This is a genomic window from Aeromonas sp. PI_26 (assembly GCF_027854445.1).
GTDB lineage: Bacteria > Pseudomonadota > Gammaproteobacteria > Enterobacterales > Aeromonadaceae > Aeromonas > Aeromonas veronii.
The window spans coordinates 20,173-33,071 of sequence record NZ_JAJNOE010000005.1 but is presented as its reverse complement, the minus strand read 5'-3'; the positions used below and the strand labels follow the sequence as shown (position 1 = coordinate 33,071).

The following is a 12,899-nucleotide window of genomic DNA, read 5'->3' as shown; positions in this document are numbered from 1 at the left end:
GTTACTCATAAAACTCCGAATCTTCGGCCTCGCCAAAGCCTGCGCCCCAGAAATAGGGCTCCTCTGTTTCTCGCTCCAGCGAGCCCATGGCAGCCCCGACGAGCTGCGCCGCATTGGCAACCTGAATATCTTCCGGAACCCTTTGTCCGTCAGTGATATAGCTGATGGGCAATGAATTCTGGATACACACGTTAATCACTTCGCCCAGATTCAGACTTTCATCCAATTTGGTAAGTATGCAGCCGCTAAGCGGAATACGCCGGAAATGGTCCACCGCCTCCTGCATCACCCGACGCTGGGAAGTTGCCGACATCACCAGATAACTGCGGATCCGCACCTTGGCATTCTTGACCAGGGTATCGAGCTGCTCGGTCAGCCGGATATCCCGCTGGCCAACCCCGGCCGTATCGATAAGTACCAGCCGACGATGGCGGAACTGATAAAGGGCATTGGCCAGCTCTTCGGCATCACGCACCTGCCGCACCGGGCAACCCATGATGCGACCATAGGTCTGCAGCTGTTCATGGGCACCAATCCGGTAGTTGTCGGTGGTGATCAGCGCCACCTGCTCGGCGCCATACTTCATGGCGAAACGAGCAGCCAGCTTGGCGATGGTAGTGGTTTTGCCCACCCCGGTCGGACCAAGCAGCGCCACCGCGCCGCCCTGACGCATGATCTCGTCCTCACTGATCTTGAGCTGGGCCGTCAGCACCTCGGCCAACTGGGCCATCGCCTGATGGATGGACATATCTTCGGGGATCAGTCCCGCCAGTTGATCGGCAAACGCATCATCAAAGCCCAGTTTCTTGAGCTCCTTGATCAACAGGGCCCGCATCGGTTCGCGGCGCTCCACCTCTTGCCACATCAGTCCGGAGATCTGGTGCTCCAGCAATTTGCGGATGCTGGCCATCTCCTTGCGCATCCCTTCCATCTCCTGATCCCGCTGGGCAGGTTGAGGGGGGCGCTGGCCGGACGCAACCCGGGCTTTGGGCTTGGCAGGTTCCGGGGCTGCGCCCCACTGCCCCTGCTCGGCCAATGTTCTGGGCGCTGCATTGGCAGCGGCCAGCCCGGCCGATTGGGTATTGCCCATTGGCGCCCCATTGCCCGGCTTGAGCTTCTGCTGGCGCGCCAGCAAGGCGGCTAGGGTATCGGCATAATGTTCGTTCTGCTCCTTCGCCGGCGACGGCTCGGGGCGGATCATCTGCCGTGCAGCAGACGAAATATTGACGCTCTCATCGTTCAGCTGACGGCGAACCGGCGCATCTTTGGGCCCCGGGACCTGGGATTGATAATCGACTGCGGCGACTATCTCTACCCCTCCGGTGACCTTCTTGTTGGACATGATGACGGCATCCGGCCCGAGAGTCTCCTTGACCTCGGCCAGAGCCGTTCGCATATCCTTGGCAAAAAACCGCTTAATCTTCACCCGTCGTCTCCGCTAACTAGTTCTGCCCTACCGCACTGACGATGCGGATCTGCTTGTCGTCGGGCACTTCCTGATAAGACAGAACGCGCAATCCAGGAATGGCATTCTTGACAAATTTCGCCAGGGTATTGCGCAAGATCCCCGATGTCAGAAGCACGGCCGGTTGGCCTTCCAATTCTTGTCGTTGAGTGGCTTCCACCAGCGAACGCTGCATCCGCTCAGCCAGACCCGGTTCAATACCGGCACCATCACCGCCACCAGCCTGCAGGGATTGATGCAATATACGTTCCAATTCCGGCGCCAAGGTAATCACCGGCAGCTCGGGATCGGGACCTGCAATCTCCTGCACAATCAGGCGACGCAGGGCAATCCGGCAAGCGGCCGTGAGCACTTCTGGATCAGGACTGCGCGGCGCGTATTCAACCAGGGTCTGCAGGATAGTGCGCATATCGCGGATTGGCACGCCTTCATTGAGCAAATTCTGCAATACCTTCACAAGGTTACCCATGCTGATCACTTCCGGCACCAACCCTTCGACCAGCTTGCTCTGATGTTTGCCAATCATGTCGAGCAGTTGTTGTACCTCGTCATGGCCCAGCAGCAGAGCCGCATGGTTGGTCAGGATCTGGCTCAGATGGGTAGCCACCACGGTCGCGGTATCTACCACCGTATACCCCAGCGTCTGTGCCTGAGAGACCATCTCCTTTGCAACCCAGACCGCTTCCAGCCCGAAGGCGGGATCCCGGGTCGCTATCCCCTGGATCTGGCCGAACACCTGCCCCGGATTGATGGCCATCTCCTTATCATGGTAGACATTGGCCTCGCCGGTACTGACCCCCATCAAGGTGATGCGGTATTGGTTTGGCGCCAGATCCAGGTTGTCGCGAATGTGGACGGCAGGGACCAGAAAGCCCAGCTCTTGCGAGAGTTTCTTGCGCACCCCTTTGATCCGGTTGAGCAGTTCGCCACCCTGATTGCGATCCACCAGCGGGATCAGCTGATAACCAACTTCCAGCCCGATGATGTCCACCGGCATCACATCGTCCCAGCTCAGCTCTTTCTGCTCATGGGGTTGTTCGGCAGTGGCAGGCAGCAGCTCACCCTTGGCCGCTTTGGCGGCCGCCAGTTTCTCGCGGCGCAGCAACCACCAGGCGCCAGCGGCGGCAAGAGCCCCCAGACTCAGGAAGGCGAAATGCGGCATCCCCGGCACCAGCCCCATCATCAACAGAATACCTGCCGAGATGATCAGGGCTTTGGGATTGTCAAACAGCTGACCCAGCACCGCGGTTCCCATATCCTGATCGGTATTCTGACGGGTCACTATGATGGCCGCTGCAATTGAGAGCAGCAGGGAGGGTATCTGCGCCACCAGACCGTCACCGATGGCCAACAGGGTATAGATCTCGGCCGATTCGCTGAAGGTCAGCTGGTGCTGCATCATCCCGATGATGAAGCCGCCGATGATGTTGATAAAGAGGATCATGATGCCCGCAATGGCATCCCCTTTGACAAACTTGGAGGCACCATCCATGGAGCCGTAGAAGTCGGCTTCCTGGGTCACATCCTGGCGACGCTTCTTCGCCTCTTCCTGATTGATGAGACCGGCGTTCAAATCGGCATCGATGGCCATCTGTTTGCCTGGCATCGCATCAAGGGTAAAACGGGCACTCACTTCCGCGATCCGCCCGGCACCCTTGGTAATGACCACAAAGTTGATGATCATCAGGATGGTGAAAACGATGATGCCGACCGCATAGTTGCCGCCGATCACCACGTTACCGAACGCCTCGATCACATGACCGGCCGCCGCACTACCATTATGACCTTCCAGCAACACCACCCGGGTCGATGCGACGTTCAACGCCAACCGCAGCAAGGTAGCGAGCAGCAGTACGGTCGGGAAGGCAGCAAATTCGAGGGGGCGGCGGGTATAGACGGATACCAGCAGCACCACGATGGAGAGAGCAATGTTGAAGGAGAAGAGCACGTCCAGCATCAACGGCGGGATGGGTAACACCACCATACCGAGCGCGGCTAATACCAGCAGAGGGGTACCAAGGCCTTTGCCCAATACTCCCCGGTACTCTTTGAACTGGCCCAATACTGCCTTGAATTCCATCGCGCTTCTCAATTTCAACCTGCAGGTGCCAGATTAAAGCAAACATCAAGCCAACAATGCAAGCCGTTGAAATGCAATGAATTTATTTTGACTACGTCAGAACTTTGTCATTTGCGATATTCGGTCGGAATGGGCAGATCTTTAGCCAGCGGCTGGGGACGGCGCCCCTGACCACGACGGAATTTCTTGAGCTGGAAGACATAGGCGAGCACCTGGGCAACCGCCGCAAACAGCCCTTCGGGGATCTCGTGGCCCAGCTCGGTTGAGTGATAAATAGCCCGGGTCAAAGCTGGTGACGGCATGATGGGGATCTCGTACTCTCTGGCGATCTCCCTGATCTTCATTGCAATTTCATCAGTGCCCTTGGCCACGACCTTGGGCGCGGCACCGGGTTTGCCCGCATCATACTTGAGCGCTACCGAGTAGTGGGTCGGGTTGGTGATCACCACATCGGCCTTGGGCACATCCCCCATCATCCGGCGCATCGCCATCTGCATCTGCAACTGACGGATCTTGCCCTTTACCTCGGGCTTGCCTTCGCTGTCCTTGAACTCGTCCTTCACCTCCTGTTTGGTCATCTTGAGCTGACGCATGTGATTCCACTGCTGGAACGGCACGTCGATGGCAACGATGGGAAGCAGGGCGCAGCAGAGGATGATCAACATCCAGAGAAACAACTCCAGCGCATCGATAATACCGCCGGGGAAACCCTCCATAGAGAGGTTGAGCAGGTGATTGAACTGGCTGGATAACATCCACCAGGCAAACAGGGTGATGAACACCACCTTGGCGATGGATTTGACCAGCTCAATCAGCGACTGCACCCCGAACATTCGCTTGAGGCCGCTGAGCGGGCTCAGCTTGCTCATCTTGGGCATCATGGCTTCGGTGGAGAAGTTCATCCCCCCCATCAGGGTGTTGCCGATAAACGCGGCAATCGCCACCAGCGCGAACAACAGCCCCAGCGGAAGAACCAGTTCCCCCAGCAGCGCCGGCACCATGGCGATCATGGCATTGGGATCGAAAGCCTGCTCCCTGTCCAGAGTAAAGCCCATGGTGACAACCTTGATCATGGCAGTCGCCAGCGAGCCCTTGAGCATCAACAGGCCAAAGACCGCCGAGAGCAGAACGCTGGCGGTCCCCAACTCTTTTGAACGTGCAATCTGCCCTTTTTCACGGGCCTGTTGCAGTCGTTTGCCCGTGGGTTGTTCGGTACGTTCCTGGTCGGTATCAGCCATGAGCGCCCCCGAAGCACTGGGTGTTGATCAGCTCGCAACTGACCTCCTGCACCCGCTCCCACATGATGTCGAAGTGGCCGAGGAACCCGCCGATAGTGAGCCAGAGGATGAGCAGACCCGACATCATGCTGACCGCAAAACCGATACTGAAAATGTTGAGTTGCGGCGCCGCCCGGGTCATGACACCAAAGGCGAAGTTGATCAAGAGCAAGGCGACGATGGCTGAGAGCGACATCACCAAAGCAGCCTGATACATCACCCCCAGAAACGCACTCAGGGTTTTCATGGACGAAACTGAAAGGCCGTGCTCGGAGACAGGCAGTGTCTCGAAACTAAGAATGACCAGCCGCAGCATCACCAGATGACCATCCAGCGCCAGAAACACCAAGGTCGCCAGCATCAGATAAAACTGACCCACTACGGGGGCCGACTGGCCATTCATCGGGTCCACCAGGGTGGCAAAACCCAGACTGGTCTGCATGGCGATGACCTGACCGGCCATCACGAAGCTCTCCATCAGAAACTGGGTCATCAGACCAAGGGCAATTCCGATCAACAGTTGCTGGCCCAATACCAGAAAGCTACCGACCGAGAAGAGTTCAATGGAAGGCATTTTCGGAAGCAGCGGGGCAATCAGAAAGGTGATGGCCAAAGCCAGCCCCATCCGTACCCGCGCAGGAGCGAGGCGGCTGCCGAACACCGCCATCACCATCAGCAGGCTGCTCACCCGCGCCAGCGGCCAGAGGATGGAAGACAACCACTCCATGATCAGAGCGGTTGTGTAGGTCATCCCACCACCTCGGGAATTTGATTGACCATCAGTATGAAGAAGTCCATCAGACTCTGCATTCCCCAGTGAGCACCAATTCCCAGGGCCAGCAGGGTCACGATAAGACGGGGCAGAAAGCTCAGGGTCTGTTCGTTGATGGAGGTGGCCGCCTGAAAAATGGCTACCACCAGCCCGATAGCGAGGCTGGGCAGGATCACGGCGCTGACCATGATATTGACCAGCCAGAGCGCCTCGCGAAAGACGTCGACAAAGGTTTCAGGACTCATGTTCGGGCTCCTTGCGCTCGACCGGCTAACCGGCACCCAGTCCGAAACTGTTGGCCAGTGACCCCAGAATGAGGTTCCAGCCATCCACCATCACGAACAGCATCAGCTTGAAGGGCAGCGAGACAATCATCGGCGAGAGCATCATCATCCCCATCGCCATCAGAATACTGGCGACCACCAGATCGATGACCAGGAACGGTAAAAACAGCATAAAACCAATCTGGAAGGCGGTTTTCAGCTCGCTGGTGACAAAGGCCGGGATCAGCACCCGTAGCGGCACATCGGCCGGTTTCTCCACCTGCACGTTGGCGATCTCCATAAAGGTGTTGAGATCCTTGATCCGGGTCTGGGCCAACATGAACTGGTGGATGGGCAACTCGGCCCGCTCCAGCGCCTCTTTTGCCTGAATGGTTTCGGCCAGATAGGGCTGCAGCGCCTCATCATTGATGCGATCCAGCACCGGCGACATGATGAAGAACGACATAAACAGGGCTATGCCGATCAACACCTGGTTGGAGGGGCTCTGTTGCAGACCGATCGCCTGGCGCAAGATACCCAGCACCACTATGATGCGGGTAAACGAGGTCATCATGATCACCATGGCTGGCAAGAAGGAGAGCGCGGTCATCAGCGCCAGCACTTGCAGGGTCAGGCTGTACTCCTGAGAGCCATCCCCCATGGTCTTGACGGTCACCGCCGACATGGCGTCCTGTGCCAGCGCTGGCCAGGAGCAAAACAGTGGTATCAGCAGGCTGACCAGCAGCCCCGTTTTCAGCCATAAGCCGTTAGCTTTTTTCATGCTTGCCCATCAATTTGCCAAGCTGCTGGGAAAACGCCTGTGGCTGGTTTTCATCCAGCGGCTCCTCCAGCCGGTAGAGAAAGTTGACCTGCTGCGGTGTTACGCCGACCAGCAGTTGCTGTTCGCCCACCTTGACCACCAGCAGCTTCTCTTTGTAACCCACCGGCAACGAGGCGATGACCCGCATCTGGCCGCCACCCATGGCGGTCGCCAGCTTGCTCTTCTTGAGCAGAAAGCCCAGCACCAGAATGAGACCGATCACCATCAGACTGGAGAGCAACCAGGAGCTCAGACTAGGCACGTTGGCAGATGCCGCTGTCTCGGCAAAGGCCGGAACAGGCAGCAATAACAACAGGAGGCGCATCATTTGAGCTTCTTGATCCGTTCAATCTGGCTGATGACGTCAGTCAGGCGGATACCGAACTTGTCGTTCACCACCACCACCTCGCCGTGAGCGATCAGGGTACCGTTGACCAATACATCCAGCGGCTCGCCTGCAACCCGATCCAGCTCCACCACCGAGCCCTGGTTCAACTGCAACAGGTTGCGGATGCTAATCTGGCTGCGGCCCACCTCCATGGCGATAGTGACCGGAATATCGAGAATGGTGTCGAGCTTGCGACGCTCCTCGGCACTGATGGGGGCATCATCTTTCAACTCTTCCAGCGGGGCTGGCTTGGCTTCCGCCGTCACCTGCTCCTCCAGAGCCGCAGCCCAGGCATCAGCCATCAGATCCTCTTCCTCAGTTCCGCTCATCTTGTTTCCTTATGCTACTTCGTGACCGTTTACCGTAATAAACCGTCAATTATCGCTGTTGATCTTCGATACTGCGCTCGAGCTCTTCCAGCTCGGCCTCGCCATCAATTCGTACCCCGCCTCGGGTCACCAGATGCATCTCCGTCTTGACCCCTTCCGGACGTTTGAGCTTGTCGGTGATCTTGAGCGCCACATTATCCTTGGTGCGGCCCATCTTGGCGTGGAAAGTGGGCAAGTCCTCCACAAAAACCAGCAGATTTTCCGGCATATCGACCGGAATGATATCGCCGGGTCGCAGCTCCATCAGTTCACGCAGGGTGAGTTCGGTCTCCAGCAGCTTGGCCCGCAGCTCCACCTTGACGTCCATGATCTCGTCACGCAGCGCCTTGCTCCAACGTACGTCGGTATCCCCCTTGTCACTCTGCACACCGGCATCCAGCAGCTCGCGGATCGGCTCCAGCATGGAGTAAGGCATCGCCACGTGGAAGTCGCCGCCGCCACCGTCGAGCTCGATGTGGAACGAGCTGACCACGATCACCTCGGTCGGGCTGACGATGTTGGCCATCGCCGGGTTCACTTCGGAGTCGAGATACTCGAACCCCACATCCATCACCGGCGCCCAGGCATCCTTGTAATCCTCAAACACCAGTTTGAGCAGCATCTGGATAATGCGCCGTTCGGTCGGGGTAAATTCGCGCCCTTCAATCTTGGCGTGATAACGGCCATCGCCACCGAAGAAGTTCTCCACCAGAATGAAGACCAGTCGGGCCTCCATGGTGATGAGCGCCGTCCCCTTGAGCGGGCGGAACCGCACCATGTTGAGACTGGTCGGCACAAACAGGGTATGAACATACTCGCCAAACTTGAGCATCTGCACGCCGTTGATCGAGACCTCGGCGGTACGACGCATCATGTTGAACAGACTGATCCGCATATGGCGGGCGAAACGTTCATTCACCAGCTCCAGCGTCGGCATGCGACCACGGACGATGCGGTCTTGGGAGGAGAAGTCAAACTGGGCTACGCCGGGGTCTCCAGCGCCGCCTATCTCTTCCTCTTCGACATCATCGACACCGTGCAAGAGGGCATCAATTTCGTCCTGACTTAACAGATCGCTCACGCTTCACCTACTGCATTACAAAGCCGGTAAACAGCACTTGTTCGATAACGGGGGAAGAGACCAGGTCCTTGAGCACCCGACGGCACTCTTCCAGTGAATCCTTGCGCAGCTTCTCCTTGCCTTCAAAGGTCATCAGCTGTTCGGCACTGGCTGCGCTGAATACCCGCAGCAAGGTGCCTTCAATCAGGGGGATATTCTGTTTGGCCAGCGTCTCGTCGGCGGTACCGCGCACCATCAGCTGGATCTTGATCTGCACCAGTCTATCTCGCTGGGCACCTGCGACGTTGAAGACAAAGGGGCGCGGCATACCGACATAGAGGGAAGGTTTAGGCGCTTCTTCCTTGGGTGTGGCCTCGGCACCTTCCGCCGCTTCAGCGGGCGGTTTATCGGAGCTGGAGAGCATCAGGAAGGCGCCAGCACCACCACCGCCCAGCAAAATTACCGCCAGGGCAATGATAATGATCAGCTTCTTTTTCTTGCCCGCAGCCGGGTCTTTTAGCGTCAACTCGTTATCGTCAGCCATCCCTTGTCCACCCTAGTCTCAAACTTGTTCGATATCATAAACTTACTCGGGATTGCATCAAGCATAGAAATCAATTCCGGAACCGTTTGTCGATTCCACCAGCAAACTGGGGTTGGAAGTGGTGAGTTCCCCTTCAACCAGCCCGTTACCGGACCGCGGCTGACCACTACTCTGACCTTGCTGCCCCTGCCCGTTAAAGGTGGGCTGGCCCTGTTGCTGCTGTTGTTGCGACTGCTGCTGCACCTGCGTCTGACCAAGCTGGATCCCCTGCCCTGCCAGCATGTCACGCAGCCGTGGCATCGCCTGCTCCAGCATCTCGCGGGTCTGTCCATGTTGTACCACAAAATGGACGTTGGCCTGGCTGTCGGCTCCCATCTGGATCTGGATCTTCATCTTGCCAAGGCCGAGGGGGTCGAGCTGAATTTCCGCCTGTTGCAGTTTTTCGGCCAGCATCACATTGACCTTCTGGTGCAATTCGGCAGGCGCTTCCTGACTGGCCAGTTTCAAATGGGGTAAATTCTGCGGCTCACGGCGCAGCGTCGTTTCAGCGGCGGGCGCCCGACTATCGGCTACCTGTGGCTGAGTCTGGCTGTTCTGGCCATGCTGAACAGTCTGGCTCGGGCTGCTCTCACCGCTCGATGTCGTCGCAACCAGGCTCTTCTCCGCCTCACCGGCCTTCGGTTTTACCTCAAGCGAAACCGCTTTGCGCACCTCGTCGGTGCCGGTCACTTCCATCTGCTTGATGCCGGCTGAAATGGTCGACAGCGGCGCTTGCGGCCCCTGAGATTCAGCCTGTGCCAACACCTGCTGCGGCGCCACCATCACGGGGGCGGCAGCACTATCGGTCTGAGCCGTCGCAGTTGCCGTTACGCTGCTCTGGGCTGCGGCACTTTCTGCGGCACTCTGCGCCGTCGTCACGGGCGCCGAACCTTGATTGGCGGCGGTGGCTGGCTGCTGGCTACCCTCGGCGGCCCCCTTTTCTGCCCCCTTGCCAGCCACCCCACTTCCATCCGCAGTTGCTGAAGTGGTTGCAGCGCCCGCCTCAGGTTGCTTGAGCCCCTCGCTGAAGGCCTTGAGCGCAGCCCCCTGAGTCGCGGCTTGCGTCACCTGCCCCTTGTTAGTCACAGCATTGCTGGCGGCGGGATCGGATTTGCTATCGCCAGCCTCTTTTGCCGCGAGTGACTCCGCGGATTTGGCGGTGCTTGCCGACTCATCGACCGGCAGCACCTTGGCCAGCTGGGCCATCCGCTCTGCCCCCGTGAGGGGCTTGGTGTGCTTGCCATCTGCCCCGAGGGTTTCGCCCTTGGCAGAGGCTTTCTCCCCGGACTGCCCATCCGCAGTGGTGGCGGCATCTTCACCTTCAGAGGAGAGAACGGCAGCAGAGGCATCGCCCTGCGCCACCACTCGCGCCGCAGAGGACGATACCGTGGTATCAAGAGTCGAGTTGGCGGTCGTCGCCAGCGGCGACTGCGCCCCGGTCTGACCGGCAAGCTGTTGGGCAATCCTGGCAGCGGCAGGAGTCTGCTCGCTTTCATCAAGCGCAATCCCCTCCAGCTCACCCTCTTGCGGCAACGGATTGCCGTCTACCGCAGTGGCGCTCTGTTGGGCCGCCACCGCCAGCTGGGGTGTCACTAGCGAGGTATCGAGCTTGAGGGAGTCTTGCAGGCGCAGCAGAAAGTCGGTGGCAGGGACCTCCTCCACCTTGTTGTCGGCGTCAGGATCCTGCTCCTTGCCGATCTCCTCTTTGGGAGAGGCGCTCTCGGTCGCCAAAGATTTGGCTGAGCGGACATGGTTACCGCCCTGAGTGGCCTCGGCGGCGCCCTGTTCGCTGTTCCGGGCCTTGGCAATCAGGGTGGCGAAATCCCCCTTGCTGTCGCTGCCGGTTCCCCCATCGATACTTTTGCTCTCGACGGAACCGCTCAGAGGCGCTTTGTCCAACCCGTTGGCCGCAGCCGAAGGCGTTTGTGTCAACAGTGTCTGCATCATGATGGGATCCCTGAATTCTGGTGGCCCCCAAAGAGATGGCCGCCGACAATGTCCATATCAAAGCAAGTTACAGGCCAGATTGATGAAAGCGTCGCAACATGGCGTACTCATCCAGCATCTTCTGCTCCTGACGCTGGGCTTTCTGCTGCTCGCGGCTCGCCTGCTTCTCCAGCAACAGCTCCACCGCCTTGCGCCGCTGCTGGGCCGCCAGCCACTCTTCACGGCGCTGTTCCAGCGCCTGACGCACCTGCAACACCCCTTCGTACTGCTGGGTCGCTGCCTGTTCGAGCTTGTTGATAAAGGCGTGATACTGGGTGTTTTGCTGGGGTGAAATCCCCTGCAGGCCGCGATCGGTCCACTGCTGGTGATAGATCTGGCGGTACTGGTTGAGGGCATTTTGCTGATCCATGAACAGCTTGAGATCCTGCTGCGCCTTCACCAGTGCCAGCGCACACTGCTGCTCCGCTTCCACCAGCCGATCGGCCAACAATACCAACCCTTTACTCATCGTCGACCTCTCTGTTACCGACCATCATCAGCGCATCAATGGCATCGCCACCATCTGCAAGGCTTGCAGGCCATCATCGTAGTGAATGACCTCGCGCATCCCCTGCTGCAAGAACTGATCCAGATAGGGTTTTTGAATGATGGCGCGGTCAATACGCGGATCGGAACCCTGACTGTAGGCGCCGATGGTGATGAGATCCCGGTTCTGCTGATAGAGGGAGTAGAACTGCTTGAGGGTGCGCGCCAAATCCATATGTTCCGGCGAGGTCACCATGGGCATGACCCGGCTGATGGACTTCTCGATGTCGATAGCCGGATAGTGGCCCGCATCGGCCAGCTCGCGCGACAACACTATGTGGCCATCGAGGATCGCCCGCGCAGCATCGGCAATGGGATCTTGCAGGTCATCCCCCTCGGTCAGTACGGTGAAGAATGCCGTGATGGAGCCCTGGCCGTCACTGCCGTTGCCCGCCCGCTCCACCAGCGCCGGTAATTTGGCAAATACAGACGGTGGATAACCCTTGGTCGCTGGCGGCTCGCCCACCGCCAGCGCGATCTCACGCTGGGCCTGGGCATAACGGGTGAGGGAGTCCATCAAGAGCAGCACATTAAGCCCCTGATCGCGGAAATACTCGGCGATGGCCAGCGCCGTTTCACACCCCTTGAGCCGCATCAGCGGCGAGGCATCGGCGGGAGCCGCTACCACCACGGAGCGGGCACGCCCCTCCTCTCCCAGAATGTCTTCAATAAACTCTTTCACTTCCCGGCCCCGTTCACCGATGAGGCCGACCACCACCACATCCGCCACCGAGCCGCGAGTCATCATGCCAAGCAGCACGGATTTACCGACACCGGAACCGGCAAACAACCCCATCCGCTGGCCCTGACCAACCGTCAGCACGGCGTTGATGGCGCGCACCCCCACGTCCATCGGCTGATGGATCGGGCGGCGAGAGAGCGGGTTGATGCGGTGCTGGGCAAACTGCACGGTCTGGGAGGAGAGAATGGGGCCGAGCCCATCGAGTGGCTGGCCGATGCCGTCGATGACCCGACCAAGCAGGTTCATGCCGACCGGAATGCCGTGCTCTTCGGTGATGGGCACCACTCGGGCACCGGGGATCACCCCCTTGAGCTGCTCGCTCGGCATCAGATAGAGGCGATCGCCAGAAAAACCGACCACTTCAGCCTCCAGCGTCCCATCAAGGGTATCGATGCGGCAGAGGGCACCGATGGCGGCGCGGCAGCCGATGGCTTCGAGGGTCAGCCCCACCACCCGGGTCAATTTGCCAGCAACCGGCGGTTTGGGGGCGCTGTCGCGAACCTTGTACCCTTGCAACCGGTTCAGTAGCGAGCCGCTCATCTGGCCTCC

13 protein-coding genes are annotated in these 12,899 nt (G+C 59.0%); all 13 read right to left on the bottom strand.

Annotated elements, in window-relative coordinates; translation table 11 throughout:
• Nucleotide 1: 1 nt before the first annotated feature.
• Nucleotides 2-1,426, bottom strand: a complete 1,425-nt coding sequence (gene flhF / locus LRL22_RS07410; RefSeq protein WP_021229881.1) for a flagellar biosynthesis protein FlhF — start codon at nt 1,424-1,426, stop codon at nt 2-4.
• A 16-nt stretch (nt 1,427-1,442) separates the two neighbouring features.
• The gene (flhA, locus tag LRL22_RS07405) at nt 1,443-3,545 is read right to left on the bottom strand and encodes a flagellar biosynthesis protein FlhA (RefSeq protein WP_005353675.1); all 2,103 of its coding nucleotides are present in this window, start codon (nt 3,543-3,545) and stop codon (nt 1,443-1,445) included.
• A gap of 107 nt (nt 3,546-3,652) precedes the next feature.
• Entirely contained in the window at nt 3,653-4,783 is a 1,131-nt protein-coding gene (flhB, locus tag LRL22_RS07400; protein WP_005334720.1) for a flagellar biosynthesis protein FlhB, read from the bottom strand.
• Entirely contained in the window at nt 4,776-5,573 is a 798-nt protein-coding gene (gene fliR / locus LRL22_RS07395; protein ID WP_042082490.1) for a flagellar biosynthetic protein FliR, read from the bottom strand. Before fliR ends, flhB begins: the two co-directional genes overlap by 8 nt.
• The gene (gene fliQ / locus LRL22_RS07390) at nt 5,570-5,839 is read right to left on the bottom strand and encodes a flagellar biosynthesis protein FliQ (RefSeq protein ID WP_005334727.1); all 270 of its coding nucleotides are present in this window, start codon (nt 5,837-5,839) and stop codon (nt 5,570-5,572) included. The genes fliR and fliQ overlap by 4 nt, the downstream gene beginning before the upstream one ends.
• A gap of 25 nt (nt 5,840-5,864) precedes the next feature.
• Complete coding sequence (fliP, locus tag LRL22_RS07385) at nt 5,865-6,638, bottom strand: flagellar type III secretion system pore protein FliP (RefSeq protein ID WP_005334729.1); 774 nt, start codon at nt 6,636-6,638, stop codon at nt 5,865-5,867.
• Complete coding sequence (fliO, locus tag LRL22_RS07380) at nt 6,625-7,005, bottom strand: flagellar biosynthetic protein FliO (protein ID WP_005362049.1); 381 nt, start codon at nt 7,003-7,005, stop codon at nt 6,625-6,627. Before fliO ends, fliP begins: the two co-directional genes overlap by 14 nt.
• Nucleotides 7,002-7,394 carry a flagellar motor switch protein FliN gene (gene fliN / locus LRL22_RS07375; RefSeq protein WP_005298791.1) on the bottom strand — a complete coding sequence of 131 codons (393 nt, stop codon included), beginning with the start codon at nt 7,392-7,394 and terminating at the stop codon, nt 7,002-7,004. Before fliN ends, fliO begins: the two co-directional genes overlap by 4 nt.
• A 49-nt stretch (nt 7,395-7,443) precedes the next feature.
• The gene (fliM, locus tag LRL22_RS07370) at nt 7,444-8,514 is read right to left on the bottom strand and encodes a flagellar motor switch protein FliM (protein WP_005334736.1); all 1,071 of its coding nucleotides are present in this window, start codon (nt 8,512-8,514) and stop codon (nt 7,444-7,446) included.
• Between the two features lie 7 nt (nt 8,515-8,521).
• Nucleotides 8,522-9,037, bottom strand: a complete 516-nt coding sequence (gene fliL, locus LRL22_RS07365) for a flagellar basal body-associated protein FliL (RefSeq protein ID WP_270905075.1) — start codon at nt 9,035-9,037, stop codon at nt 8,522-8,524.
• A gap of 57 nt (nt 9,038-9,094) precedes the next feature.
• Nucleotides 9,095-11,023 (bottom strand): flagellar hook-length control protein FliK, encoded by a 1,929-nt coding sequence (locus LRL22_RS07360; RefSeq protein ID WP_270905074.1) that lies wholly within the window; start codon nt 11,021-11,023, stop codon nt 9,095-9,097.
• A gap of 67 nt (nt 11,024-11,090) precedes the next feature.
• Nucleotides 11,091-11,531 (bottom strand): flagellar export protein FliJ, encoded by a 441-nt coding sequence (gene fliJ / locus LRL22_RS07355; RefSeq protein WP_005334746.1) that lies wholly within the window; start codon nt 11,529-11,531, stop codon nt 11,091-11,093.
• A gap of 27 nt (nt 11,532-11,558) precedes the next feature.
• Nucleotides 11,559-12,890, bottom strand: coding sequence for a flagellar protein export ATPase FliI (fliI, locus tag LRL22_RS07350; protein WP_005334747.1), 1,332 nt, complete (start codon nt 12,888-12,890; stop codon nt 11,559-11,561).
• Nucleotides 12,891-12,899 lie beyond the last annotated feature (9 nt).